Annotated in this window: 21 protein-coding genes; 13 read left to right on the top strand and 8 right to left on the bottom strand. The window is 61.5% G+C overall.

Features of this window, described 5'->3' with window-relative positions; all coding sequences use genetic code 11:
* Positions 1-23: 23 nt before the first annotated feature.
* A complete protein-coding gene (locus tag IGS75_RS09280) occupies positions 24-572 on the top strand; it encodes a cytochrome b (protein WP_141349488.1) in 549 nt (182 codons plus the stop codon).
* Between the two features lie 349 nt (positions 573-921).
* On the opposite strand, the gene IGS75_RS09285 is transcribed toward IGS75_RS09280, so the two are convergent.
* The 3 genes from IGS75_RS09285 to ccmA all read right to left on the bottom strand — a co-directional run bounded on the left by IGS75_RS09285 (position 922) and on the right by ccmA (position 5,643).
* A complete protein-coding gene (locus tag IGS75_RS09285) occupies positions 922-4,242 on the bottom strand; it encodes a S41 family peptidase (protein ID WP_237468749.1) in 3,321 nt (1,106 codons plus the stop codon).
* 103 nt (positions 4,243-4,345) lie between these two features.
* Positions 4,346-5,011 carry a heme exporter protein CcmB gene (gene ccmB / locus IGS75_RS09290; protein ID WP_011253095.1) on the bottom strand — a complete coding sequence of 222 codons (666 nt, stop codon included), beginning with the start codon at positions 5,009-5,011 and terminating at the stop codon, positions 4,346-4,348.
* Positions 5,008-5,643 (bottom strand): heme ABC exporter ATP-binding protein CcmA, encoded by a 636-nt coding sequence (gene ccmA, locus IGS75_RS09295; RefSeq protein ID WP_141349492.1) that lies wholly within the window; start codon positions 5,641-5,643, stop codon positions 5,008-5,010. The genes ccmB and ccmA overlap by 4 nt, the downstream gene beginning before the upstream one ends.
* Positions 5,644-5,832: 189 nt before the next feature.
* Between ccmA and IGS75_RS09300 the strand changes: the two genes are divergently transcribed.
* On the top strand, positions 5,833-6,627 hold the full coding sequence (locus IGS75_RS09300) for an amino acid ABC transporter ATP-binding protein (RefSeq protein WP_408876431.1): 795 nt from the start codon (positions 5,833-5,835) through the stop codon (positions 6,625-6,627).
* A complete protein-coding gene (locus IGS75_RS09305; RefSeq protein WP_202256662.1) occupies positions 6,627-8,153 on the top strand; it encodes an ABC transporter substrate-binding protein/permease in 1,527 nt (508 codons plus the stop codon). Before IGS75_RS09300 ends, IGS75_RS09305 begins: the two co-directional genes overlap by 1 nt.
* 36 nt (positions 8,154-8,189) lie before the next feature.
* Here IGS75_RS09305 and IGS75_RS09310 read toward each other — a convergent pair whose 3' ends face one another.
* The 3 genes from IGS75_RS09310 to IGS75_RS09320 are packed head-to-tail and all read right to left on the bottom strand — an operon-like array spanning position 8,190 to position 11,036.
* On the bottom strand, positions 8,190-9,134 hold the full coding sequence (locus IGS75_RS09310) for a hypothetical protein (protein WP_202256663.1): 945 nt from the start codon (positions 9,132-9,134) through the stop codon (positions 8,190-8,192).
* Between the two features lie 3 nt (positions 9,135-9,137).
* Positions 9,138-10,391 (bottom strand): AAA family ATPase, encoded by a 1,254-nt coding sequence (locus IGS75_RS09315; RefSeq protein WP_202258415.1) that lies wholly within the window; start codon positions 10,389-10,391, stop codon positions 9,138-9,140.
* 33 nt (positions 10,392-10,424) lie between these two features.
* On the bottom strand, positions 10,425-11,036 hold the full coding sequence (locus IGS75_RS09320) for a hypothetical protein (RefSeq protein ID WP_202256664.1): 612 nt from the start codon (positions 11,034-11,036) through the stop codon (positions 10,425-10,427).
* Positions 11,037-11,253: 217 nt separating this feature from the next.
* Between IGS75_RS09320 and rimP the strand changes: the two genes are divergently transcribed.
* The 10 genes from rimP (at position 11,254) to IGS75_RS09370 (ending at position 24,439) form a co-directional block, all read left to right on the top strand.
* The gene (gene rimP / locus IGS75_RS09325) at positions 11,254-11,865 is read left to right on the top strand and encodes a ribosome maturation factor RimP (protein WP_011253104.1); all 612 of its coding nucleotides are present in this window, start codon (positions 11,254-11,256) and stop codon (positions 11,863-11,865) included.
* Positions 11,866-11,899: 34 nt separating this feature from the next.
* The gene (gene nusA / locus IGS75_RS09330) at positions 11,900-13,453 is read left to right on the top strand and encodes a transcription termination factor NusA (RefSeq protein ID WP_202256665.1); all 1,554 of its coding nucleotides are present in this window, start codon (positions 11,900-11,902) and stop codon (positions 13,451-13,453) included.
* Positions 13,425-14,105, top strand: a complete 681-nt coding sequence (locus IGS75_RS09335; protein ID WP_202256666.1) for an RNA-binding protein — start codon at positions 13,425-13,427, stop codon at positions 14,103-14,105. The genes nusA and IGS75_RS09335 overlap by 29 nt, the downstream gene beginning before the upstream one ends.
* Positions 14,102-16,861, top strand: a complete 2,760-nt coding sequence (infB, locus tag IGS75_RS09340; protein ID WP_202256667.1) for a translation initiation factor IF-2 — start codon at positions 14,102-14,104, stop codon at positions 16,859-16,861. The genes IGS75_RS09335 and infB overlap by 4 nt, the downstream gene beginning before the upstream one ends.
* Complete coding sequence (gene rbfA / locus IGS75_RS09345) at positions 16,858-17,286, top strand: 30S ribosome-binding factor RbfA (protein WP_174787499.1); 429 nt, start codon at positions 16,858-16,860, stop codon at positions 17,284-17,286. The genes infB and rbfA overlap by 4 nt, the downstream gene beginning before the upstream one ends.
* A gap of 96 nt (positions 17,287-17,382) precedes the next feature.
* Entirely contained in the window at positions 17,383-18,384 is a 1,002-nt protein-coding gene (truB, locus tag IGS75_RS09350) for a tRNA pseudouridine(55) synthase TruB (protein WP_202256668.1), read from the top strand.
* Entirely contained in the window at positions 18,344-18,613 is a 270-nt protein-coding gene (rpsO, locus tag IGS75_RS09355; RefSeq protein WP_011253110.1) for a 30S ribosomal protein S15, read from the top strand. The genes truB and rpsO overlap by 41 nt, the downstream gene beginning before the upstream one ends.
* A 196-nt stretch (positions 18,614-18,809) precedes the next feature.
* Entirely contained in the window at positions 18,810-20,960 is a 2,151-nt protein-coding gene (gene pnp / locus IGS75_RS09360; RefSeq protein ID WP_141349504.1) for a polyribonucleotide nucleotidyltransferase, read from the top strand.
* 65 nt (positions 20,961-21,025) lie between these two features.
* Positions 21,026-22,444, top strand: a complete 1,419-nt coding sequence (locus tag IGS75_RS09365; protein WP_202256669.1) for an NAD(P)H-dependent flavin oxidoreductase — start codon at positions 21,026-21,028, stop codon at positions 22,442-22,444.
* Between the two features lie 3 nt (positions 22,445-22,447).
* Positions 22,448-24,439 carry an FUSC family protein gene (locus tag IGS75_RS09370; RefSeq protein ID WP_202256670.1) on the top strand — a complete coding sequence of 664 codons (1,992 nt, stop codon included), beginning with the start codon at positions 22,448-22,450 and terminating at the stop codon, positions 24,437-24,439.
* A gap of 73 nt (positions 24,440-24,512) precedes the next feature.
* Here IGS75_RS09370 and IGS75_RS15705 read toward each other — a convergent pair whose 3' ends face one another.
* Together IGS75_RS15705 and IGS75_RS09380 are read right to left on the bottom strand one after the other, a co-directional pair.
* The gene (locus tag IGS75_RS15705) at positions 24,513-24,884 is read right to left on the bottom strand and encodes a hypothetical protein (protein WP_202256671.1); all 372 of its coding nucleotides are present in this window, start codon (positions 24,882-24,884) and stop codon (positions 24,513-24,515) included.
* Complete coding sequence (locus IGS75_RS09380; RefSeq protein ID WP_237468751.1) at positions 24,881-25,819, bottom strand: VOC family protein; 939 nt, start codon at positions 25,817-25,819, stop codon at positions 24,881-24,883. The genes IGS75_RS15705 and IGS75_RS09380 overlap by 4 nt, the downstream gene beginning before the upstream one ends.
* Between the last annotated feature and the right edge of the window lie 98 nt (positions 25,820-25,917).

Consider the following 25,917-nt stretch of genomic DNA (forward strand, 5'->3'; position numbering starts at 1 on the left):
TTCTTCTGGAGTGCTGCCGTTTCATGGAAAAAATCCTTCCGCCGTTTCAGCGTTATTCCCTTGTGGCCAAGATGTTTCACTGGAGTATGGCGGCGATCATCATTCCTCTGTGGTTGCTCGGGTTTTATGTGGGGCGGATCATGCCGCATGCGGCTACGCCTCAGAAGGCGCTCCTGCTGCTGATCCACAAGGAGATCGGACCGTTCATCATCGTCCTCACGCTCCTGCGGCTTGTCTGGCGCGCGACGCACCGGCCCCCCGCCATGTCAGCGGAGATCCCGGAAGAGGAGCGTCTGGCGGTTCAGGTCGGGCATTTCGGGTTGTATGCGATGATGCTGATTGTGCCGCTGACAGGATGGGTGCGGAGTTCGGTCCACGGCCTGCCGATCCCCATGATGTGGATCGTGAACCTGCCGCCTCTGGCGCACAAGGCGCCGGTTTTCGTACCGCTGGTGAATGTGTTGCACCAGTTCTCGTCATGGGTGCTGGGAATTCTGATCGCCGGGCATGTGATCGCGGCACTGCTGCATCGTTATGGTCGCAAGGACAGCATCATGGACCGGATGCTCTGAATCCTGATCCGCAGCGTGTGCCGTTATTTAATCACGTTCTATTGGATTATAAAAATAAGAAGAGAAACTATGTAAAAAGCATAAAATATGATCGTAAACAGAATGATTATGATGAATAATAGGGTTATGTTTCCTGATGCTTTATAAATGAAAATATTTTTATGATTGAATATAACGTATACAAATAGAAGAACTGAAACCGCAGCCAAAATCGCTAACGAAAACTCCATCATCGGGTCCGACCTAATTCCATTGATCCATCAATAGATCTGATCACTGCTCTGATAGCCGGCATGTCTTTGTATCCTGATGAATCAGCAGTCTGCCGACCCATCAGGACTTTTCACGATTAACGAGGCGCAGCGGGCTGCTGCGCCGGGAAGGCCTCGGGCTTGAGAGCTGGGCGCGGATGATCCGCCATGTCTTTGCGGAGCCAGGCGATGGCGGCGTCAAGCTGCTGGTCCTGCCCGTTGAAGGTGGCGACCGGCATGTTCTCGACCTGGATGTCCGGGGAGACTCCCTTGTTTTCGACCAGCCAGTGCCCGTTCAAGTCGAAATATGGGTTCTCGGCTGTGCGGGCATTGCCGTTGTCGATCAGACGATCGCCGTCAGACAGCCAGACACCTGCGCCTGCAGTGCGTTCGCCAAGTAATGGGGCGATGTGCAGGGATTTAATGCCCTGCGAGAAAGTCTCGCCATCCGAATAGGTCATCTCATCGGACAGGACGATCAGCCGTCCCTGAAAGGACTGTTGCATGTTCACCGAAGGCGCATTGCCATAGCGGCCCCAGAACATCCATGGGCGACGCATGAGTTGGGTGAGAACCCAGCTGTCGATATTGCCGCCCGTATTGCCACGGACGTCCACGATCAGACCGTCCTTGTCGATATTGGCATAGAACTCGCGGGCGAAGGCTTCCATGTCGTCGCCGACCATGGATTGCAGATGCAGATAGCCGATGCGTCCGTGACTAGCACGATCGACAACATTTGCGCGACCGACTTCCCAGTCTCGTGCCCGCAGGCCACGCTCCTTCATATAAGGAACGGGGGTTACGATGACCTTGTGTTCCTTTCCGGCGCGGGCGAGCGTCAGGAGGACCTGCTTTCCGGCCTGATCGGCAAGGAGTGAACCCAGATCGGGCTGTCCAGCCGTGGGCTGTCCGTTGATGGCGACGACAAGATCTCCGTCACGGGCATCCACACCTGGAGCCGCCAGCGGGGACTGCTGGTCCGGGAGGTCGCGGTCGCCTTGATAGATGTGATCGATCCGGAAGCCCTTGTCCTCATGCGTCAGATGCGAGCCGAGGCCCGCAATGAGGCTGGATGCGGGCTGATCGACGGTCGTGGGCGCGTGGAGCTGTGAGTGCATGGCGCCGATTTCCGCCACCATCTGACCGAGCAGGTCGTCGAGATCCGCACGGTCCCCGAGACGGTCCACGAAGGGGGCGAAATGGGCGCGCACGGCTTTCCAGTCTACGCCTTGCAGGTCACGGTCATAGTAATGGTCGCGGTGCAGGCGCCAGGCATCTATGAATTCGTCCAACCATTCCTGTCCGGGGTCGATCCGCAGGCGCAGATGGTCGAGTTCGATCTTCTTTCCGGCCAGTTCCTTGGGCTGCTTCTCGCCTGCAGGCGTCAGGAGCAGTTCAGGCGCGTTCTTGCCGCGACGGCTGAGTGTCAGCAGGGTTTTGCCATCGGGAGTGATGTCGAAATCTGAGATCGTGGCGGCGTAGGTTTCGATCTTGTGTTCGTTATTGTCGATATGGATCGACTTCAGATCGCCCGGCCTATCGCCATCGCCTGAGCTGTCGATGGTGAACAGATACTCGTCGGAAACGCCGAGACCACTATAGTCCCCAGCTGGGACCGGAGCCTGATACAGGCGCGTGGCAAGACCAGACCATTCGATGGCGGGGAGAGACTTTTTTTTGTCGCCGTCCTTCGTCTTGTCATCTTTCTTGTCGGCATCCGGCTTGTTGTCCGCCGCTTCCAGTTCGGTGGCGGGCTGGAACGGGAAGCGTGCTCCGGCCTGAAGAGCCAAGGCGTAAATGCCAGTCCGCTTCGGGAAGGCCGGGCCGATATTGCGGTCACCCCAGGGTGAATCATTGGACAGTGAAAAAGTGCGGTCCGAAAGGAACCATAGCCATTTTCCGTCCGGCGAGAATGACGGAGTATAGGATTCGTAGCGTCCGTCGGTGACCCAGTTCGTCTGACCGGTGGCGGGAACATAAAGCGCGATCTGACGGCGCAGGTTCGCACCACGGGTCCGTACGAAGGCCAGAACATGCCCGTCCGAGGACCATGACAGGGAGTCGAAGACGTTGGTGCCATCCTGCATGGCGTTATCAACGAGCTTATCGGCCTTCGTGGAGAGGTCCGTCAGCCACAGCCGGCCTAGAAGATCGGTATGGGCGGCGTATTTTCCGTCCGGAGAAAGCGACAGGATCACGGGCTCGGTCGGGGAGGGCTGGGTGATGGCCTCGCCTTTGCCGCTGCCGTCTGCTGCAAAGCGCCACAGGGCGGAATCGCCGCCCGCATCGCTGAAGGCAATGATGGATTTGCCGTCCGGCGTGATCTGGGCGAGACGCAGACGCACATTGTCAGGAGTGGCGAGGACGACGACGCGACGCGGTGACGCGCCTGCGACAACGACATGTCCGCGCATGGTGAAGGCCGCGGTTTCTCCCTTTGGAGAAATGGTCGCGGACGTCAGGAAGCGTGTCGGCTTTTCCAGCCAGTAGGGGCTGCGGGGAAGATTGTCGGAGGTTAGGTCGATCTTGATGGGAGTGGTCTCACCACTCGCCAGATTGAAGTCGAACAGGTCAGCGCCCTTGCGAATCACGATATGGTCGCCGGAAATGGAAGCTTCGAGGACGCTGTAATCCGTGAAACGGGTGAGTTGCTTTGCGGCCGAACCATCCGTGGCGAGGCTCCACAGATTGTAGCGGCCGTTCTGGTCGGAAATAACGATCAGCCGGTCGCGCCAGGGCATCGGGCGGATGAGGTTGGCGTCATGCGTGCCAATGCGCTCGGCTTCTTTGCCGTTCTGAAGATCGAAACGCCAGAGCTGGGACAGAGCGCCGCCACGGTAGGCGCGCATGTGATCGCCGGTCGTGGCGAGTCCGAAGCGGACTGCGTAGAGCCAGCGTCCGTCCGGGCTGAGAGCGGCATCGTTGACGCCGGAGAGCGGAAAGACGTGCTTTGCGCTGGTCTTCGGGTCAATGGCGGTGACGGTCTGGGTGTAATACGGTCCAGTGGCTGCGGGCGTTGCGTAGAGGATGCCGGCATGGGCGTCCCATCCGATGATTTTCAGGCGGGCGACGTTTTCGAAGGTCAGGCGCTGGGGCGTGCCGCCACTGCGGGGCATGACATAAATTTCGGTCGGGCCATCGAAATTGGCGGCAAATGCGATCTGGGTGCCATCCGGGGAAATGACGGGGTGCGGATCAATGGCATTAGCGCCCTGCGGTACGCTCGTCAGGCGCTGGGCATGACCGCCGGCGAGGGGCACGCTCCAGACGGATTGCTCGGCATTGAACAGGACTGTCTGGCCGGAAAGCGAGGGTTCACGCAGATAGCCCGGCTCGGCCTGAGCGACGCCGAGGCTCAGCCCCATCAGGGCGGCGCAGGACAAAAGGGAGCTTCTGAGTGAATGGCGTTTGGGCATGACGATGATCTCGATATGAAACGAATATGGTCCAGTCGTTTCACAATGGATTCAGGTCGTCAAAGGCCTGCGGATGACATCCTGTTAAGGTATACTATGTCGTTCAGCCCACGGCAGCCTTCAGGCCCTGGCCGGCGGCAAGGGGGCACAGGGGCAGGCATGCAAACAGGCATGCTCCCAGCAGATCCAGACTTGCGGCAGGCGATGTCGCAAGCTGTCCGGCGTAGGAGGAGGCCGCGCCGAAGATCAGCACAGGCGTTGCGAGCGGCAGAACCAGGAGCGGCAGCAGCACGCCGCCGCGCCGCGCACCAAGCACGATTGACGCAGCCATGCCGCCCAGAAGCGACAGGGACATCGTGCCCATCGCAAGACCAAGCAGCAGGAGTGGAAGTTCCGAGCCTTTGACGCCGAGCATGATGCCGAGCGGGATGCTGGCGATCAGAAGCGGCAGGCCGGTTGTCAGCCAGTGGGCCGCCATCTTGGCAAAAGCCACAGCGGCCGGAGCCGGGCCTGTCAGCATCAGCAGGTCGAGGGAGCCGTCTTCGAGTTCCGCTCCGAACAGGCGGTCCAGCGGCAGCAGGCAGGCGAGCAGGGCACAGACCCAGATGATGCCCGGTCCCATGTGTCGCAGCAGGTCTGGCGAGGGACCGAGTGCCAGCGGGAACAGGCTGCCACATAAGATAAAGAACAGCAGCGAGGCTAGTGTGTCGGCACCGAAGCGGAAAGCCAGACGCAGGTCACGGTCGATCAGGGCAAGGAAAGCGGTCATGATAGCCAGAAGGACTCTACATGCGCGAGCGATGGCAGCTCGTGCGAACGGGTGTTGTCGAGGGGAAGCGGGACATGCGTTGTGACGATCATGGCACCGCCATTGGCGCGATGGGCGGCCATGACGGCACCGAGGCGTTCGATGCTGGCGACATCCAGCCCGACGGTCGGCTCGTCGAGCAGCCAGAGTGGTGCACCCGAGAGCATGACACGGGCGAAAGCAGCACGGCGCTTCTGCCCCGAGGACAGCAGACGGGCCGGAAGGTCGGTCAGATGGGTGAGGTCCAGGGCCTCAAGTGCGTCCGGCAGACTGTTCGTGCCGAGCTTTTCAGCCAACGCAAGGTTCTGCGCGAGCGTTAGTCCAGGCTTGAGCGCGTCCTGATGGCCAAGCCAGGCAAGGTCTCCATAGCGGATGACCTCGCCTGAATCGGGGCGGCGCAGGCCGGAAATTGTCCGTAGAAGCGTGGATTTCCCAGCGCCGTTCGGACCTGTCAGGATCATGGCATCCCCGGCATCCAGCGTCAGGGAGACCCCGTCGAGGACCAGCCGGTCTCCGCGGAACACCGTGACGCCCTTAACGTCGAGCAGGCGCTCGGGAACAGGGGGTGTGGGGAAGTCAGACGGGCTGGTCATCGAAGGGTCTCATGCGCGGGTTCGGCTCTGTCCCGGTGTGTGTCTTTCTGTTTTAGAGACCCTGCGGGCGTGCTTCGCAAGAGCCGGGCTCCGGTTGGGTGGAATATGATGATCGTATGAATTGTGACGTGGGCTGTATTAAGGTCTCGATACACTGGCGCAGGTTCGTTATGAGGGCTTCGCGGTCATGTGATCGTGCATCTCTGTTTTCGAGGGTTTCCGGAACTGGCTGATCTGGTGCTGCAGGCGAGTGGTATCGCCAAGTCCTTTGGTGGGAACGAGGTTCTGAAGGGCCTGTCGCTCGATGTGGAGCGTGGCGAACTGATTTCAATGATCGGGCCTTCGGGATGTGGTAAATCCACGTTCCTGCGCTGCCTCAATTTCCTAGAACATCCGGATGCGGGCTCTGTCCGGATCGAGGATGTGACGGTCGCGTGCACGGGCAAGCACTGGAGCCGCGCCAACGAGGCCGAGGCCCATAAGCTGCGGTCGCATGTTGGCATGGTATTTCAGGCCTTCAACCTGTTTCCCCATCGTACGGTGCTGGACAACGTCATGATGGCGCCGCTCCAGGTCAAGAAGATGTCGCGCGATGAAGCCCAGTCCATTGCCTGCGAACTTCTGACAAAGGTCGGGTTGGCGGCCGTCAAGGACCGGTATCCGGACAGTCTCTCAGGCGGTCAGAAGCAGCGCGCGGCCATTGCGCGCGCTCTGGCGATGAAGCCGTCTGTGATGCTTTATGACGAGCCGACTTCAGCGCTGGACCCCGAGCTTTCCGAGGAAGTCCTGTCCGTCATGCGGGCACTGGATGACGAGGGTATGACGCAGTTGGTTGTGACGCATGACATGCGCTTTGCGCGCGCGGCCTCGGATCGTGTTTTGTTTGTCGAAGGCGGGGAAATCGTTGAGAGCGGTGATCCGGACCTGATGTTCGCCTCTCCTCGGGAGGGACGGACACGCCGGTTCCTGCGGACGCTGCTGTGATGAAAAAACTTTTCGCACTTCTGCTGGCGCTTGCCATCAGCCCTGTTTCCATCGCGCTGGCAGACGCGCCCGCTGCATCGCATGAGCTCCTCTGGGCATCGGATGGTGAGGCAAATGTGCCTTACGTCTTCCACGATCCGGCCCATGAATCCCAAATGACCGGCTTCGAGTACGAACTGGTTAACGAGATCGCGGCACGGATGCACCGGAAGGCGAAGTTCATCCAGAATGACTGGGATGGTCTGATCCCCGGCCTGTCACGCGGACTGTATGGGATGGTTCTGGACGGCATCGAGATGACGCCGGAACACAAGGCAGCCGTCCTGTTCTCGCGTCCTTATTATGTGACGAGCGAGCGCATCATCGTCCGGAACGACCAAAATGGGCTGGATACGATGGACGCCCTTAAGGGGCATACTGTCGGGACGATCAAGGACACCACGGCCGAGCGAATGCTGCGTCGGCAGGGCGGCTCGAACGTACGCTCCTATGAAGAAGAGACGAATGCGTTCTCGGATCTGCGGAACGGGCGGCTGGATGCAATCCTGCTCGATGCGCCGATCGCGCTGTATTATGGCAGCATTTCGCCGGATATGAAGCTCGTGGGCGAGCCGATCGGCAGCATGGAATACGGGATCGCTTTCTCGCCGGAGAACCGCGCGTTGCGCGATCAGGTGGACGGGGCTCTGGGCGAGATCATTCAGGACGGGACGCTGCATCGCATTCTGGCGCGCTGGAATTTGTGGACGCCGCTGATGGCGAACTATACTGGCGATAGCAGCCAGCCGGACATCGCACCGACGGAATGGGATCATTACCGGCAGGCCATGGCGAACACGACCGGCAGCGGCTGGCATGTTCTGGTCCGGCGTTATGTGAGTTTCCTGCCGCTGATCGGGCAGGCGGCGCTCATGACGCTGGCGGTGTCGGCACTGGCCATGATTCTGGCCGTCGCACTTGGGCTTCTGTTGGCGCTGTCGAGACATTACGGTGCTGCGCCGCTTCGCTTCGTGGCGGGTGTGTATGTTGAGGTGGTCCGCGGCACGCCGCTGCTGATTCAGGTGCTGTTCATTTTCTATGGACTGCCGGCTTTCGGCATCCGGCTGTCACCGTTCATGGCGGGTGTGCTGTCGCTTGGCCTGAATTACGCGGCCTATGAGGCGGAGAACTACCGCGCCGGCCTCCTCTCCGTACCGCGCGGGCAGATGGAAGCGGCGATTGCGCTGAACATGACACACTGGCAGGCGCTGCGCCTCGTGATCGTGCCGCAGGCGTTCCGGACGGTCGTACCGGTCATGACCAACGATTTTATTTCGCTGCTTAAGGACAGTTCGCTCGTTTCCGTCATTACATTGACGGAGCTGAGCCAGACCTATGTGCGGCTGTCCTCCACCTATTACGATTATTTCGGAACGGGGATCATGGTCGGTCTGGCCTATCTGCTGCTCGGGCTGCCGTTTGTGCGGCTGGCACGGATGGCGGAGCGACGGCTGGGGCGCGGTTTCTCGGGAGCCGGGCGCCACTGAATAGGGCGCCCGGTTTGTCCTGTGCGGCGGTCCTGTTCAGGCCGGTCGTGGCGCGGACGGATCGTTGATGAGCGGCGGCACGAGCGTTCCGGTATCCAGCGTTCCGTCAAATCCCTGGCGCAGAACGCGGGACCAGCCGATCATCCAGCGATCCAGAGCATCAATGAACTGAGCGGCGTCCGGGTTTTTGTGAACCGATGCTTTGTTCCAGTACTGCGGTGGCGCCAGAAGCTGGCGTGATCCATGTTCGATCGGAGCGACGAGCGTCTCTACCGTTTCGATATGAGCGGTGCCTTTGCCTGCCGCTGCGGCATAATACCAGCCGACATTGATCATCAGACTCGGGACTGGAAAGCCGAGTGTGTGCATACGGTTAAACGCAGCCGTGATGAATGGATCACTGCTGACGCTCTGGTTTTCGAGCACGGCATTGCTGGTGTAGCTGCATTCCTGCGACACACCAGCCCTGTCGGAAATATGGGACGCATAGTCGCGGTCATCATGGCATGGCGTTTCGAGCTGTTCTGCCAGATCGGCCGGGACGGGCTGCTGCGTGGCACGAACCACGATGACGCCGGAGACAACACCGCGATCAGTGCGGGCCAGAACCTGCTGGGACAGTTCCCCATGCGTCCCACTCCGGGCTGTCAGGATTGGATGCCAGTCACCGGCGGGAAGCGGAAGGATACGTCCGGCAATTGTCAGGCTGCCGTGCTCGGTGATGCCTGGATCGGGCACACCGATCTGGTCTCCCAGCCCCGGAGCGCCGCCGGGCTGGCCGCCCTGTTGTCCATTCGGCTGTGGTGCTCCGGACCCCGTATTATATGGTGTCGCCCCGGGCAGGTGCCCCGGAAGCCACGGCATGGCCTTTTTAAGCGCCGGAGTGGGATAGAAGGCGGCCATGCCGAGTGCGCCTACCGTTACGATTACGCTTGTGCGCCAGAGCGGCGCGCGTCGCCAGAGCCGTCCGAATGCCGTCATGGATCAGTGGCTCACCCGGCCAAGCTGGGTTTCTGTGTCGCTGGCGATCTCGGTGATGACCGTGCCGTCTTCCTGTGTGACGAGACGGACGCGCTTGGCGCCCTGCTGACGGGCGACGATAAGGCTTTCGCTGACCATATCCTCGATGGAACGGACAAGATCGCGCGCGCTCGCGCCGGTACCGAGGTTCTTCTGCTTGACCATGACCTGGAACAGCACCCCGGCATCGATGCCGCCGGTTTCCACATGCAGGCCATAGCCTTCGATCATGGCTTCGATTTCGAGTGCCGCGACGCGGGCCAGATCCAGTCCGCGCAGGGCACGGAAAATGAAAATACGGTCCAGACGGTTCAGCACCTCGGGGGCGAAGCCGGACTTGCGCAGAGCTTCCACCGATTCGGCGCGCATCTTCTCAGGTTCGTTGACAAGGCGATCGGCGATTTCGGTGAGAGCCTCGGTTGCGACGTTGGATGTCAGCATGAAGATTGCGCGGGTGGTCGAAACCTGTTCACCCGTGGAGGCTTCCGTAACATGGCCGTCGTTCCAGGCCGTGAGGAACTTCTTGAAGACGTCCGGATGGGCTTTCTCGATCTCGTCGAGCAGCACCACGGCATCCGGATGATCCTTGAGGCCGCCTGTCAGCTTGCCGAAGGTGTCCGAACCCACATAGCCCTTGGGTGAGCCGAAAAGCTGGGTTGCAGCATGGGCGCTCGACATCTGCGTCATGTCGAAATGCAGCAGGGGGCGTTCCATCTGCTTGGCCATCTGCTTGGCCAGATATGTTTTTCCGGTGCCCGGAGGGCCGGCGAGCAGGAAGATGCCGACGGGTTTGCCGCGGATCTGAAGAGCCAAACGGCGGCGCATCTGCTGGGCGATGTCCTCGCAGACCTGATCCTGTCCGATGACGCGGGCTCGCAGCGAGGCGGCCAGTTCGTCGGCGTCGATGACGGTTTCGCGCTGTTCGCGGGCCATGAGCTCTTCAAGGGCTCCGCGGTTTGTCAGACGGCTGAGAACATCCATGATGAGACCTTTCCTGCGGCGCAGTCCGCGACGCGCCAGTTTTTCGGCTGACGTTTCATACGCCAGTCCCGTGACAGCCAGCAGGGCACTGATGCCTGCCAGCGGAAGATAGAAACGCCTTCCCCATTCGATGGCGGCCCACAGCCCGTTCAGCGACAGGTGTAGCATGACCGCGACCTGAATCACTGCCAGAATGAGGAAGGCCGCCATCATCAGCGGCATGGCCCGGTTGAGCATGGGAACGAGGGACTTGAACACCGGGGCGGTTCCTTACTGGACGATCACGTTGAGCAGGACGCGCTGGTCGAGCGTCATCAGGGCGGGCAGGGCTTCGGGGCCGAGGGCTGTCAGCGCTCCGATGATCAGGGCGGGGGCATGTGGCATGCTGACAGGTGCGATGAGGATCTGCCCGGCTTCGACAATGGGAATGACCAGATGCTGGAATTTGCCCGTCAGGACGACGCGCTGTGTCAGGCCCGAGACCGTGACGTCAATGGTCTGGCCCACTGCTCCTGACGCATCCAGAACCGGCATTTCCACAAGCCGCATCTTGCCGTCCTTCACTGCTGCGAGAATGCGGGCGCGGTCGGCAGGGCTGAAGCCGCTTTTTGCGAGCGCGGCCGGGGCCTTTGCAGGGGGAAGCATGGAAAGCTGGACCGCGGCTGTCTGGGCGGCCGGTACGGCTGGCGTGCTCTGGGACGGCGGTGCGACCGCAGGGGCTGGCGGAGTTGCTGTATTATGCGTGTAGAAAAAGGCTCCGGCCCCGACCGTCAGGGCAGCGATCAGCCCGCCTCCGCCCCACAGCGCCCGGCTGCGGGATGCCGGTTCGGAGGGCAGCGGCTGAGCGCGTGGTTCTGGACGGGGCTCGTACTGGGAAGTCATTTCAGAACCATACTCACTCCCGACGGCGTTCGAAGACAAGGGCTTTCGAGATATGGGAATGTAAACAAATCTTTCGACTCGCCCAAGGGATAAGAGCTTCAGGAATAACGGGATTTGCGTTGCTCTTGCGTCTTGAAGGGAGGTGACTTACATAAGGCGAATTCCATTCATCTTCCGCTCATTTGGGGGGTGGCCCTGACGGGCCGCCTTTTTTGTCTTGTCTCAGCAGAACGCCTCTTCCGACATCGAACTGCCCCATCTTACGGGGCTGGAAGCCCGCATCGCGGAGCGGATCGCACCGACGCTGGCCGATCTGGGCTACGAGCTCGTGCGTCTGTCCGTGCTGGGACGTGACACTCCGACGATCCAGATCATGGCGGACCGTGCAAACGGCTCCCTGATTTCGGTGGAGGACTGCGAGCAGATCAGTCACGCTGCTGGCGCCATTCTGGACGTTGACGATCCGATCCCCGGTGCGTGGATGCTGGAAGTTTCGTCCGCCGGGATCGATCGTCCGTTGACGCGCGCCAAGGACTGGGAGCGATTCGCCGGCCATCTTGCGAAGGCCGAGCTGGACGTGCCGCTCAATGGTCGTCGTCGTTTCTCGGGCACTGTCATGGGGGCACGGGACGGTAATGCCATTATCCGTCTGGATGATGGGACCGAGGCTGTGCTGCCGCTGGTGGACATCCGCAAGGCCCGTTTGGTCCTGACCGATGCGCTGATCGAAGCGAGCGCTGCTCTTGCAGGGGTCAGCTCCGAAGGGGAAGATGGCGGGGAAGCGCGCCAGGCGCCCAAACTGAATCCGAAGAAGCCGGGGAAAAAGTGATGACCCGTCTCATGCTGGCTGGAGGTCCGATCTGATGGACACGTCTGTTACACGTCCCGAACTGCTGCTGGTTGCCGATGCAGTATCCCGCGAGAAGAACATTGATCGCGAGGAAGTGCTCGAAGCTATGGAGCAGGCCATCCAGAAGGCTGGCCGCGCGAAGTACGGGCATGAAAAAGACATCCGCGCGACGATCGACCGCAAAACCGGCGAAGTCCGCCTGAGTCGCTGGACCGAAGCGGTCGAATATGTGGAGAACGAGGACACCCAGATCCCGTTGCACATTGCCCGCAAGTTTCAGCCGGAAATTCAGGCTGGCGAGCATCTGGTCGATCCGCTGCCGCCGATCGATTTCGGCCGTATCGCAGCGCAAACGGCCAAGCAGGTCATCGTGCAGCGCGTACGCGAATACGAGCGCAAGCGCCAGTATAACGAGTTCAAGGATCGCGTGGGCGAGATCGTTAACGGCACCGTCAAACGCACAGAGTACGGCAACCTCATGGTCGAGATCGGTCATACGGAAGCCCTGTTGCGTCGCGATGAGCTGATTCCCCGCGAATCCTTTCGCAATTCCGACCGCATTCGCGCCTATATTTATGATGTGCGTGACGAGCCGCGTGGTCCGCAGATTTTCCTGTCCCGCACCCATCCGGCCTTCCTCGCCAAGCTGTTTGCGCAGGAAGTTCCGGAAATCTACGACGGGATCATCGAAATCAAGGCTGTGTCCCGTGACCCTGGGTCGCGAGCCAAGATGGCCGTGATTTCGCGCGATGCTGCGATTGATCCGGTCGGTGCCTGCGTTGGTATGCGTGGATCACGCGTTCAGGCTGTCGTGGCCGAACTGCAGGGCGAAAAGATCGACATCATCCCCTGGAGCCCGCAGGCTGCGACGTTCGTCGTCAATGCGCTGGCACCTGCTGAAGTCAGCAAGGTGGTGATGGATGAGGAAGCGGGGCGCGTTGAAGTTGTGGTGCCTGATGAGCAGCTTTCGCTCGCCATTGGCCGCCGCGGGCAGAACGTGCGTCTGGCCAGCCAGCTGACCCGCTGGGACATCGACATTCTGACGGAGGCCGAGGAATCGGAGCGTCGTCAGGAAGAGTTCCGCAAGCGCTCCTCGCAGTTCGTTGAAGCGCTGGACGTTGATGATGTGATCGCGGGTCTGCTGGTGACGGAAGGCTTCCACACGGTCGAGGAACTGGCCTACACGGATCCGGGCGAGCTGAACGATATCGAAGGCTTTGACGAGAGTGTGGCTGAAGAGCTCATGCATCGTGCTAACGACTATCTTGCCAGCAAGGAACAGGCCCTGGACGACCAGCGCAAGGCGCTGGGTGTTACGGATGATGTGGCCGATCTGGGAACATTTACGAACCAGATGCTGGTGACGCTTGGTGAGAAGGGCGTGAAAACGCTTGATGATCTGGCAGATCTGGCCGGTGACGAGCTGGTGGAGATTCTCGGTGAAGAGGCCTTCGATGAAGATGCCGCTAACGAGATCATCATGGCAGCACGTGCGCACTGGTTTGATGGTGAAGAAGCCGACTCGGCAAAGCCCGAGAATGGTGACGGGGAGTCGACCGACGTCTGATATTTCTGATACTGATAATGGTCCCGTTCGTGGTGCTCTAGGGCGTCGCGGCTCGGAGCGGCGATGCATCGTTACGCGAGAGCAGAAGCCGCCTGAAGGCATGATCCGTTTCGTGGTCAGCCCGGATAACCGGGTTGTTCCCGACCTCGCCGGAAAACTTCCGGGTCGGGGAATGTGGTTGAGTGCCAGCCGGGATGTGTTAGATAGCGCCCGCACACGACAGGCTTTTGCCAGAGCGGCCAAAGCCCAGGTGATCGTACCGGACGGTCTGGCCGACTTGGTTGAGGCCGCGTTGGTGCAACGGATGCTGGACGCAGTCAGCTTGGCTCGCAGAGCGGGTCAAACGGTCTGCGGGTTTCAGAAGTGCCGGGAGTGGCTCACTTCAGGCAGGGTAGGGGTGGTGATCCGTTCGGAAAGCGCAAGCTCGGACGAGTTCTCCAGACTGGTGTCGGGCCGGCGTTCTCTGCCGGTGGTGACAGTTCCCGATCGGGTCCTGGAATCGGCGTTCAGCCGGGACCGGGCGGTCTATGCGGTGATGGCGCCAGGAGCGTTGGCACAGCGCCTGATCGCCGAACATGAGAGATTTTCGGGAGTGGCAGGACGTCCGCTCCCAGACCCCACAGGGGTCAGTAAGGAACAGGCGGAACTATGAGCGACGGCAACGAGCGCAACCAGGACGGAAACAACACCCCATCACAGGGCGGCGAACAGACCAGAAGCAGCCGCCTGTCGCTTCGCCCTGCTGGACGTCAGGAGGTCGGGCGTACTGTGGATGCCGGCTCCGTGCGTCAGAGCTTCAGCCATGGCCGCTCCAAGGTCGTGCAGGTTGAGGTGCGCAAGCCCAAGCGCAATGCGGCTGGCCCGGGTGCCGGTGCGGCAGCCCGTGGTGGCCGTGCGGGTGGCCGTGCTCTGACGGCAGCCGAACTGGCAGCCCGCCAGCGCGCCCTTGAGCTGCAGCGTAAGGCTGCGGCCGAAGAAGCTGCACGGCGCGAGGAAGAAAAGATCCAGATCATGTCTGCCGCCGAGGCCGCGCGTCGCGCCGCTGAGGAAGAGCGTCTGATCAGCGAACAGAAGGCTGCGGAAATCGCGGCTCTGAAGGAAAGCGAGCAGCAGGCTGCCCGCGAACAGGCTGCTGCTGAAGCTGCGGCACGTGCTGCCGAGCAGGCCGCGGCCGAGGCCGCAGCTCGCGAGGCCGAGGAGGCCGCTCGTTCGGCTCCGCTCGATCCGCGCAGCCACTCGACCGGCGGTGTGCAGCTTGCCGCTCCGGTCCAGCGTCTGCGTCCGCTTGCCGAGCGTGCCATTATGCCGCCGCGTCCGGTTCAGCCGTCCCGTCCGGCCGCCGCCGCTGCTGCGCCGGCCCGTAACAATGAGACGCTGCATCTGCGTTCCGGCGCTGCCGCCGGTGGCGATGACGAGCGTCGTCCCGCACCGCGCCGTAGTGGCCCTGGTGCTCCGCCGGCTCCGGCGCGCCGTCCGTCTGCACCTTCCCGCAAGGGTGGTGGCAGCGATCGCCGTTCGGGTCGCATCGACGTCCGCGCCGCGATCGAAGGTGATGACGACAAGACGCGTTCCCTGGCTTCGGTCCGCCGTCAGCGCGACCGCGAGCGTCGCCAGGCTGAGCTGGAGCGTCTGCGCTCCGACCAGGTCCGCGTCGTGCGTGATGTCATCGTGCCGGAAACCATCACGGTAGCCGAACTGGCCAACCGTATGGCGTCCCGTCAGGGTGAAGTTATCAAGGCGCTCATGAAAATGGGCGTCATGGCAACGGCTGCGCAGAGCATCGACGGTGATACGGCCGAGCTGGTGGTTGAGGAATTCGGCCATCGCATCAAGCGTGTTTCCGAGAGCGACGTTGAAATCGGCATTGAAGGCCTGGAAGACAGCGCCGATGAACTGCTGCCGCGCGCTCCGGTCGTGACGGTCATGGGGCATGTCGATCACGGCAAAACCTCCCTGCTCGACGCCCTGCGCACTACGGATGTGGCTGCAAGTGAAGCCGGTGGCATCACGCAGCATATCGGCGCGTATCAGATCACGGCGCCGTCCGGGAAGAAGATTACCTTCATCGATACGCCGGGTCATGAGGCCTTCACCTCCATGCGTGCCCGCGGTGCGTCCGTCACCGATATTGTGGTGCTGGTCGTGGCAGCCGATGACGGTGTGATGCCGCAGACGATCGAAGCCATTAAGCATGCCAAGGCTGCTAATGCTCCGATCATCGTGGCGATCAACAAGATCGACAAGCCGGGTGCCAATCCGAACCGTGTCCGCCAGGAACTCCTGAGCCACGAGATCGTGGTCGAAGAGATGGGTGGCGACACCCAGGACGTCGAGGTTTCGGCCCTCAAGCGGACCGGGCTGGACAAGCTGGAAGAGTGCATTCTGCTTCAGTCCGAAATGCTGGACCTACGCGCTAATCCGGATCGTGTTGCCGAAGGTGTGGTGATCGAAAGCCGTCTGGATCGTGGGCGTGGCCCTGTTGCCGCTGTTCTCGTCCAGAAGGGAACGCTGCGTCGCGGCGATATCCTGGTGGCCGGTTCCGAATGGGGCCGTGTCCGCGCCGTGCTCGACGATCGTGGTCGTCAGCTCAAGGATGCCGGTCCGTCCATGCCGGTCGAGGTGCTCGGCCTGACGGGTGTACCGGGTGCGGGTGAGCCGTTCGTCGTTGTTGAAAATGATGCCCGGGCCCGTGAGATCAGCGAATTCCGTCAGCGGAAGATCAAGGAGAAGGAAGCCGCGTCGCAGGTTGCGGCTCGTGGAACGCTCGATCAGATGCTGGCCCGTATTCAGGCTGGTGTGCAGAAGGAAGTTGCTCTTCTCATCAAGGCTGACGTGCAGGGATCGGCGGAAGCTATTTCCACGACCGTACAGAAGCTGGCCCATGAGGAAGTTGCGGTTCGCGTGCTGAACGCCAGTGTCGGTCAGATCACGGAAAGTGACATCCAGCTCGCCAAGGCGTCGAATGCCATCATCGTGGCCTTCAATGTCCGTGCAACCACGCAGGCTCGTGAACTGGCCCAGCGTGAGGGTGTGGACATTCGCTACTACTCGATCATCTACCAGGTGGCAGATGATGTGGAGCAGCTGGTCAAGGGTAAGGTCGCGCCGAAGCATCGCGAGAAGTTCCTGGGCTACGCCGAGATCCGTCAGGTCTTCAACATCACCAAGACCGGCAAGGTGGCGGGTTGCTACGTCACCGAAGGCCTCGTCAAGCGCGGCTGTGGTGTGCGTCTGCTGCGTGACAACGTGGTTATTCATGAAGGCGAGCTGAGCCAGCTCAAGCGTTTCAAGGATGACGTCAAGGAAGTGGCACGCGGTTACGAGTGTGGCCTGTCGTTTGCGGGTTACAATGACCTGCGCGAAGGCGATGTCGTCGAGTGCTACGAAATGGAAGTGATCCCGGCTTGAGTTCGCGTTCTAAACATGACTTGAAAGGCCCCGCTGGCGTCACCGCCCAGGGGCCAAGCACCCGCCAGCTCCGGGTGGCTGAGGAGGTCCGTCGTGTTCTGGCGGAGCTGTTCGCGCGGACGGAGTTCCGTGACCCGGAACTTCTGGATGTGCGGATCACGGTCACGGAAGTCCGCATCTCCCCGGATTTCAGGCACGCCACGGCTTTCGTGACGCGTCTGGGGCGGAGTGATGTGGAGGTTCTGTTGCCTGCTCTGAAGCGGGTGGCGCCGTTCCTGAGGACGGGTCTTTCCAAGGCCCTCAATCTCCGGACGGTGCCTGAGATCCACTTCCAGCCTGATACTGCGCTGGATAACGCCATGGAACTCGACGAGATCATGCGGTCTCCAGAAGTCCAGCGGGATCTGAACTCCAAGCCCGACTGACTTTTAAAAAGCCCCTCACTTCTGGTGAGGGGCTTTTTTTGCATTCCGTGCCTCTGCTGGTCTATCAGCGGCCCTTCAAAAGTAAGGACGGGATGTATGGGCAGGAAACGTGGACGCGATATCGACGGGTGGCTGATTCTCGACAAGCCGCTGGGGCCGACCTCCACGGATATGGTCAACAAGCTGCGATGGGCTTTTGATGCAAAAAAAGCCGGTCATGGCGGAACGCTCGATCCGTTGGCCTCTGGCGTGCTGCCGATCGCGTTCGGCAAGGCCACGCGGACTATTCCCTACATTATGGACGCGACAAAGCGTTATCGCTTTACCCTGACTTTCGGCGAAAGCCGCACGACGGATGACCTTGAAGGCGAGGTTCTGGCGACGTCGCCAAACCGCCCGACCGATGACCAGATCCTAGCCGTCTTGCCTGCGCTGACGGGCAATGTCATGCAGGTACCCCCGGTTTTTTCGGCGCTTCGGGTCGGGGGCGAGCGGGCCTATGACATGGCACGGGCCGGCCGTCCGCCGGAACTTCCGCCGCGTCCGGCGCGGATCGATTCGATAACGTTAGTGGAACGTCCGGACGCAGATACGGCCGTCTTTGACGTCCAGTCCGGCAAGGGCGTTTATATGCGTTCTCTGGCGCGGGATATTGCGCTGGCCTGTGGAACGGTCGGACATATTTCGGTGCTGCGGCGGACGAAGTGCGGGCCGTTCGATCTGAGTCACGCCTTGACGATCAATCAGATATCACTGGACAAATCGTCTCAAACTGTGGACAACGCCGATGCTCTTCCGGCTCCTCTGCTGGATGCGGCGACCGCGCTGGTCGACATCCCGGCGCTGGCCGTCACCGATGCGGAGGGAAGGATGCTTGTCTGGGGGCAGTCGATAGACCCCGCGGACCTCGTGCATCCTCTGCCGGCGTCGTCGCAGGTGGAAGACCATCTGTGGCGCGCGATGATCGGAGAGCACGTGCTGGGTCTGTGTCATGTCCGTCATGGGCGGCTCAGGGCAGCGCGTATGCTGGAAAACCACGAGTTTTTTGGAGAACACGATGTCGATTACCGCAGAACGCCGCACGGCACTGATTTCTGAGTACAAGCAGAGCGAGACGGATACGGGTTCGCCGGAAGTGCAGGTTGCAATCCTGTCCGAGCGTATCGTCAACCTGACCGAGCACCTGAAGACCCACAAGAAGGACTTCCACTCCCGTCGTGGTCTTCTGATGATGGTCGGTCAGCGTCGTAGCCTGCTGGACTACCTGAAGCGCAAGGACCAGGCTCGTTACCAGAGCCTGATCGAGCGTCTCGGCCTGCGTCGCTGAGCTAGATCTGTCCGGGAGCCTGCTCCCGGACATCCCGCCATCGCCTGTCCGGCGGTGCGGGTGCGCGACCGGCGTTTCAGGCCACATGGTGTCGTGCCGGGGACTTCCCGCCATCACCGCCATGCCGTCCGAAACGCTGCTCCGCCACCTGCCGGACACCCGGAGATGGTTTCACCCTTAATTTGGGAAAACATGCATGTTTGATTATTTCCGCAAGGAAATCGAATGGGCCGGACGTCCTCTGATCCTGGAGACCGGGAAGGTCGCACGCCAGGCAGATGGCGCCGTCATGATCACTTATGGCGATACGGTCGTGCTCTGCACCGCCGTTGGCGCCAAGAGCGTCAAGCCGGGACAGGACTTCTTCCCGCTGACGGTCAACTACCAGGAAAAGGCTTACGCCGCCGGCAAGATCCCGGGTGGGTTCTTCAAGCGTGAAGGTCGTCCGTCCGAAGCCGAAGTTCTGAACGCCCGTCTGATCGACCGTCCGATCCGTCCGCTGTTCCCGGAGAACTTCCGCAACGAAGTTCAGATCACCGCAACGGTTCTGAGCTACGACAACGAGAACGATCCGGCTCTCGTGTCGCTGATCGGCTGCTCTGCTGCGCTGACGCTCTCCGGCATTCCGTTCTTCGGCCCGGTTGCATGCGCCCGTATCGGCCGCATCGACGGCAAGCTGGTTGTGAACCCGGTTCACGATGAACTCAAGGACAGCACGCTCGACCTGATGGTCGCCGGTACGGCCGAAGGCGTGCTGATGGTTGAATCCGAAGCCAGCGAGCTTTCGGAAGAGACGATGCTTGAAGCTGTCACGCTGGGTCACACCTCCTTCCAGCCGGTCATCGACGCCATCATCGCGCTGGCCGAGCATGCTGCGAAGGCGCCGTGGGATCTGCCGTCGCTGACGAAGGAAGAAATTGCCCTTCGCAAGCGTGTTGAGAAGGTCGGCAACAAGCTGATGGCTGACGCTTACAAGGAGCGTCAGAAGCAGGCCCGTTACAAGAAGGTCGCCGAAGCCAAGGACCGGATCAACGAGATCCTGGCCGAGGAAGGTCTCGACGTCGAACTGGCCAAGCCGATGCTCAAGGAGCTTGAGGCACAGGTTGTTCGTGGCTCCATCCTCAAGACGGGCATCCGTATTGATGGTCGTGATCTGAAGACGGTCCGCCCGATCCTCGCCGAAGTCGGCATCCTGCCGCGCGCTCATGGAACATCCCTGTTCACGCGTGGCGAGACGCAGGCCCTCGTGGTCGCAACGCTCGGCACGGGGCAGGATGAGCAGATCATCGATGCGCTGGAAGGTGAATACCGTTCCAACTTCATGCTGCACTACAACTTCCCGCCGTATTCGGTTGGTGAGTGTGGCCGCATGGGCTCCCCGGGCCGTCGTGAAATCGGTCACGGCAAGCTGGCATGGCGCGCAATCCACCCGCTGCTGCCGAGCAAGGAAGCTTTCCCGTACACGATGCGTGTGGTTTCCGAGATCACGGAAAGCAACGGCTCGTCTTCCATGGCAACTGTCTGCGGCTCCTCGCTCGCGCTGATGGATGCCGGCGTTCCGCTGCCGCGTCCGGTGGCTGGCATTGCCATGGGCCTGATCAAAGAAGACCGTGGCTACGCCGTGCTGTCCGACATCCTGGGTGACGAAGATCACCTCGGTGACATGGACTTCAAGGTGGCTGGTACGGCTGACGGCGTGACCGCGCTGCAGATGGACATCAAGATCACGTCCATCACGCCGGAAATCATGAAGATCGCGCTGGAGCAGGCCCGTGAAGGCCGGATTCACATCCTTGGCGAAATGTCCAAGGCGCTGACGGAAGGCCGTTCGGATGTTTCGGGCAATGCTCCGAAGATCACCACGATCTCCGTTCCTAAGGAAAAGATCCGTGATGTGATCGGCTCCGGTGGCAAGGTGATCCGCGAGATCGTCGAATATTCTGGTGCGAAGGTTGATATCGGTGACGATGGCACCGTGACGATCGCTGCTTCGAATGACGAACAGGCCCAAAAGGCTATCGCCCGCATCGAAGGTATTATTGCCGAGCCGGAAATCGGTCGTATCTATGACGGTAAGGTCGTCAAGACTGCCGATTTCGGTGCGTTCGTGAACTTCCTCGGTCCGCGTGACGGTCTGGTTCACATCTCCGAGCTGGCCGAAGGCCGCGTTGCGAAGACGTCCGACGTCGTCAAGCAGGGCGATACCGTGAAGGTCAAGGTCATCGGATTTGATGACCGTGGCAAGGTCAAGCTCTCTATGAGGGTTGTCGATCAGGCCACGGGCGCCGATATTACGGAAAGTGTGGGGGCCAAGCCTGGCCGTCCGCCCCGTCGCGACGCCGAATGAGTGTTGGGGCGGGGCTCGCAAGGCCCCGCCTTTTTTTTTCTGAGTTTCGGAGACAGCCAGTCCCCATGAAATCTATTGATACCCTCCGTTTTGGTGGTCAGGATGTGCTGCCTCTGATCGAAGGGGGCAAAGGTGTTTCCGTCTCCACGGGTGTTTCGGCCGGACACTGGGCTGCCGCTGGCGGGATCGGAACCATCTCGGCCGTCAATGCGGACAGCTACGATCAGGACGGCAACCCCGTACCGCAGATCTATCACGGTCGCACGCGCCGCGAGCGCCAGCAGGAGCTGATCCGCTACGCGATCGACGGCGGCATCGCCCAGGCGAAAATTGCTCGCGACATCTCGGGTGGTAAGGGCCGGATCAACGTCAATATCCTGTGGGAAATGGGCGGGGCCGAGGAAGTCATCATCGGGATTCTCGAAGGAGCTCCCGGACTGGTACATGGCGTGACCTGTGGGGCGGGGATGCCATATCGCCTGTCCGACATCGCGGTCCGTTTCGGTATTCCGTATTACCCGATCGTGTCCTCTGGGCGCGCCTTTAACGCTCTGTGGCGCCGTGCCTACAGCAAGGCTCCTGAACTGCTGGGTGGTGTGGTTTATGAAGATCCGTGGCGTGCGGGGGGCCATAACGGCCTCTCCAACACGGAAAATCCGCTGTCTCCAGAAGATCCCTATCCGCGCGTTCTCGAACTGCGTCGCGTCATGCGCAATTATGGTCTGGGCGAAACGCCGATCATCATGGCTGGTGGCGTCTGGCATCTTGAGGAATGGCAGGACTGGATTGGCAATCCGGAACTGGGGCCGATCGCGTTCCAGTTCGGAACCCGTCCGCTCCTGACGCAGGAAAGTCCGATCCCTAACGCCTGGAAGCGCCGTCTTCTGACGCTGAAGAAGGGAGATGTGTATCTCAACCGCTTCTCCCCGACCGGGTTCTACTCTTCGGCTGTCAAGAACAGCTTCCTGAACGATCTGTGCGACCGTTCCGAGCGTCAGGTGCCGTACAGTCAGGAAACCGGTGACGGATATGAGGCGTCTTACGGCGTCGGTGTCCGCAAGCGTGAAGTCTTCGTGCCGGCGGCCGATCGTCCGAGGATTGCCGAATGGGAAGCCGCGGGCTTCACCGAGGCCCTGCGTACTCCGGATGACACGCTGGTTTTCGTGACGCCAGAAAGCGCTCGCGAGATCCTGGCGGACCAGACGGCCTGCATGGGCTGTCTGTCGCAGTGCCGTTTCTCCAACTGGACGCAGAAAGAGCCATACACGACGGGCCAGAAGGCTGACCCGCGTTCCTTCTGCATCCAGAAGACGCTCCAGACCATTTCCCACATCCCGCCCGGAGCGGATGACGATGTGGTCATGGACCATAACCTTATGTTCGGCGGCACGAATGCGTGGCGCTTCGGGACGGATCCGTTCTACGCAAACGGATTTGTTCCGACGGTCGGCCAGCTCGTGGAGCGTATTCTGACCGGTCGCTGAGACATGGTCCGTGACCCTCTCTCTTTTGGTCCGTCGTCCCGGCCTGCCCTGAATCGGGGCAGGCCGTTCGACTTTCTAACGCAGTTTCTGGCGCGGCATTCGATCCCTGTCAGTCCGGAGCAGATTGCTCCGGCGGAAGGAAGCCGGGCTGCAGTTGCCACGGTCGTGGCACTTCTTCCCGCAATTTATGAACATCAGGCAGTGCTGGCCTGGGCTGCGTTTGCGGCCTTCTGGAGCTGTCTGATCGAGCCGGGCGGGACGGCTCGAGAACAACTCCGTATTCTCGGACTCTTTACGGTGGCCGGCGCGATCCTTGGGGGCGTGACGTCTCTTATCGCCGTGTATCCGTTCTGGGGCGTGTTGCCCTGGCTGCTTTTGACGGGCCTGCTGGTCGGTATGGCCCGCGCGCTGACACCGTCCATGGCGTTGCTCAGCACGCTTCTGGGCTGCGTGATGCTCGCGGGGACGGGGTTCCCGGCCCATGGGCTTCAGGATGCTTTTGTCATTGCCGGGGCATGTGGTGGTGGTGGTCTGTGGGCCACGCTCCTGTGCCTCGTCATCTGGCCGCTGCATCCCTATGCGCCTGCACGGCGGGCCGTGGGAGGCTGTTACCGGCTGCTGTCGGTTATGGCGGGCGAGATCGCGGCGGGGCGTTTTCAGGAAACCGTACACCGGCAGAACGTACGGACGGCAATCGAGCGCGCGCGCGCTATGGCGCTTCAGATTGATGCCGGGCATGCGAGTTATGGCATGCGCGGGCGACTGATTGCATCTCTGGCCGGTGCGGAACGCCTGTTCACTGCGATGCTGGCCGTCGAACATCTCGTTGAGACGCGTGGCCTGGACTTTGAGGCCCGGGGCACGCTGGCGGCGTTTTCCGCGCTTTGCCTGCATGCCAGTGACGCCGCACTTGATCCCGCACCGGACCTTGGTCATCTGGCCTCTGAGGGGCTCGCGCTTGCGGAGAGCATTCCCGCGACGACGGGGCCGATTGGGGAATTGGTCGCGACCAGTGCGCGGACCCTGGGAACGCTGGCTGAAGGGCTCGCGCAGAAGGAACGCCTGCCATTTGATGCCGAACTGCCCCGACATGTCGCCCGGCTGACGCCGGCGATCTGGCAGCATACGCTGCGTCTCGTGGTCGGTCTGCTGGCGACCTATATGACCACCTGGTGGCTTGGACTTGATTACGGGTTCTGGGCGCTGGTGGCGGTGGTACTGGTGATCCAGCCGTCCGGACAGACGACGCTGGTGCGGGCGCTGGAGCGTGTGCTCGGGACCGTGGGCGGTGGTGTGCTGGCGTTGCTGCTGACGCCGTTCCTGCCAGGATCGACCCAGATGCTGGCGGCTGTGGCGCTGTTCGTGATCGGTGCCATCGCCATGCGGGCGGTCAATTACACCATGCTGGTCGTATTCATCAGCGCGCAGTTCATCGTTGTGACTGAAATGATCATGCCATCGCAAGGTGTGGCCTGGATGCGGATGCTCGACAACACGCTTGGCAGCGTGATCGGGCTGCTCTGCGCTTTCATGGTCTGCCCGCAACGCCGGGGTCAGGACATGGATGGTCTGTTGCAGACGGCTGTTGTGGGCAATCTGCGCTATCTGGCGGCCGTTCTGAAACGGGAAGATCCGGTCATGACGGACCGCATCCAGCGTCAGGCCGGCATCGATACGACACGCGCGGAGTTCGCCCGAGGCTCGCTGCCTGTTCTGGGGGGAGTATCCGCCGTCGGAGAACGCGCGACGCAGGCCCATGCCCTGTTGCGGGCGCTGCGCCGGTTGAGCGGCGAGGCGACCCTGCTGCGTTTCGATATCTCTGCCGGGCTGTGTGAAGGCGATGCGCAGGCTGGTGAACGCTGGAGCGCTACCGCGGCAGCTTTGGAAGCGGGTGGCCCGCTTGCAGGTATCACCCTTAAGCTCCAGAACGGGGAAATCATGGCCGAGATCGCGGCTTTGGAACGGGCCGGACGCGGGGATCGCGCCGTTTCCTGAAATCAGGACGGGGGGAGACGGAACTCCATCTCCCCTTCTGTTTGTGTCTCATGTTTCAAAAGAAGCGCGGGCGTCAGTGACGGCCGCCGCCGCCATGACCACCACCGCCGGGACCGCCGCCATGTCCACCTGGACCGCCGCCGGGACGACCGCCACCACCTGGGCCACCGGGCCCGCCACCGTGACCCCCGCCACCCATGTGACCTCCGCCCCCCGGGCCGCCACCGCCGGGGCCACGTCCGCGATAGGGACCGACGCCATAGCCTGGGCCCCAGCCGCCACCCCAGCCACCGCCCCAGCCGGTATCGTAACCGCCATAATAGCCACCGCCTCCATAGCTGCCATAGCCGCCGTAACCGTCATAGCCGACGCAACCGGACAGCATGCCGAGCAGGCAGAGCGCGCCGCCAATGCGGGCGAAGGTCTGTGTTGTCCGACGGATCATTTCGCGTCTCCTGTCAGGTCGGTGTCATGCAGTTCCATGACGCCGAAGGCGGCACCCGCTGGATCCGCAAGGACGGCGATCATGCTGTTCTGATGATCCAGATGTGGTTCGACCAGGACGCGGCCGCCAAGTTGCACGGCTTTTTCGGCCGCACTGCCCACACTGTCCACCTGTACGAAGCTAAGCCAGCGGGCCCGTGCGTTCGGCGGTAGTCGCGGTGGGAGCGGATTGACCGTTGCGCGGGCTACGGACTGCGCCTCAAGGATGTAACGCTGGTTGGTGTCAGGCGCCGGCGCGGCCTCGACCTGATAGCCGAAGAGCTTCTGGTAGAACCCTGCGCTTGCAGACGGCGCAGAGGTCAGGAGTGAATGCCAGATCCAGTCGCCCTGTACCGTAGGATCCGTATCGTTTTGGTCGCCATGCAGGGCATGCAGGCTTGCAAAGAGGGCCCCTTGCGGATCGGCGATGATGGCCTGTTCGCCCCGGCCCTGGATCATGGTCGGGCGGAACAGCACCTTGGCGCCCCACTGACGTGACGATTTCGCCAGTGTCGCAACGTCTGGCGCTGAAAAGAAAGGCAGCCAGAGCGGATGAGGCGGGTTGTCGGTATCGGGCAGGGGGCGCTCGACCAGACCGGCCACGACATGCCCGTTCACGAGGGCTTCAGAGTAGTGCCCGCGAGAGACGGGACGGTCCTGAAAGGTCCAGCCCAGAAGGCCGCCGTAAAATGCCTTGGCCTTGGCGAGATCGGGAGTGGTGAGCTGGGCATAGACGATTTTGCCAGGCAGGACCTTGGCCTCGCTGGCAGGAGCCGGGACTGTCGTCTGCGCATGGGCGCCGGAAAGGGGGGCTGTCAGGCCGAGACCGATGGAAAGAGCCGCTGACAGCGTGACGGCAGCCGTACCTGCTCGGGAAGGACGGGGAAAGGGCGGCAAGGCGGCACTCCTTCTGTTCTGACCCGCACGAAGCGCCTGCTGGCACCCGGCGCTGGGCGGAGAGGGGGATATTCTGTGGTTCCCCGGAATAGGGGCAT

It is taken from the genome of Gluconobacter sphaericus (assembly GCF_016757795.1).
Classification (GTDB): Bacteria; Pseudomonadota; Alphaproteobacteria; order Acetobacterales; family Acetobacteraceae; genus Gluconobacter; species Gluconobacter sphaericus.

What these genes read in the sequence shown, in the direction of transcription:
- rpsO (WP_011253110.1), top strand. Translation starts at nt 18,344, where the DNA reads ATGTCGATTACCGCAGAACGCCGCACGGCACTGATTTCTGAGTACAAG.
- IGS75_RS09320 (WP_202256664.1), bottom strand. Translation starts at nt 11,036, where the DNA reads ATGACTTCCCAGTACGAGCCCCGTCCAGAACCACGCGCTCAGCCGCTG.
- ccmB (WP_011253095.1), bottom strand. Translation starts at nt 5,011, where the DNA reads ATGACCGCTTTCCTTGCCCTGATCGACCGTGACCTGCGTCTGGCTTTC.
- pnp (WP_141349504.1), top strand. Translation starts at nt 18,810, where the DNA reads ATGTTTGATTATTTCCGCAAGGAAATCGAATGGGCCGGACGTCCTCTG.
- infB (WP_202256667.1), top strand. Translation starts at nt 14,102, where the DNA reads ATGAGCGACGGCAACGAGCGCAACCAGGACGGAAACAACACCCCATCA.
- ccmA (WP_141349492.1), bottom strand. Translation starts at nt 5,643, where the DNA reads ATGACCAGCCCGTCTGACTTCCCCACACCCCCTGTTCCCGAGCGCCTG.
- IGS75_RS09365 (WP_202256669.1), top strand. Translation starts at nt 21,026, where the DNA reads ATGAAATCTATTGATACCCTCCGTTTTGGTGGTCAGGATGTGCTGCCT.
- IGS75_RS09370 (WP_202256670.1), top strand. Translation starts at nt 22,448, where the DNA reads ATGGTCCGTGACCCTCTCTCTTTTGGTCCGTCGTCCCGGCCTGCCCTG.
- IGS75_RS09305 (WP_202256662.1), top strand. Translation starts at nt 6,627, where the DNA reads ATGAAAAAACTTTTCGCACTTCTGCTGGCGCTTGCCATCAGCCCTGTT.
- nusA (WP_202256665.1), top strand. Translation starts at nt 11,900, where the DNA reads ATGGACACGTCTGTTACACGTCCCGAACTGCTGCTGGTTGCCGATGCA.
- IGS75_RS15705 (WP_202256671.1), bottom strand. Translation starts at nt 24,884, where the DNA reads ATGATCCGTCGGACAACACAGACCTTCGCCCGCATTGGCGGCGCGCTC.
- IGS75_RS09335 (WP_202256666.1), top strand. Translation starts at nt 13,425, where the DNA reads ATGGTGACGGGGAGTCGACCGACGTCTGATATTTCTGATACTGATAAT.
- truB (WP_202256668.1), top strand. Translation starts at nt 17,383, where the DNA reads ATGGGCAGGAAACGTGGACGCGATATCGACGGGTGGCTGATTCTCGAC.
- IGS75_RS09285 (WP_237468749.1), bottom strand. Translation starts at nt 4,242, where the DNA reads ATGCCCAAACGCCATTCACTCAGAAGCTCCCTTTTGTCCTGCGCCGCC.
- IGS75_RS09315 (WP_202258415.1), bottom strand. Translation starts at nt 10,391, where the DNA reads ATGCTCAACCGGGCCATGCCGCTGATGATGGCGGCCTTCCTCATTCTG.
- IGS75_RS09310 (WP_202256663.1), bottom strand. Translation starts at nt 9,134, where the DNA reads ATGACGGCATTCGGACGGCTCTGGCGACGCGCGCCGCTCTGGCGCACA.
- IGS75_RS09280 (WP_141349488.1), top strand. Translation starts at nt 24, where the DNA reads ATGGAAAAAATCCTTCCGCCGTTTCAGCGTTATTCCCTTGTGGCCAAG.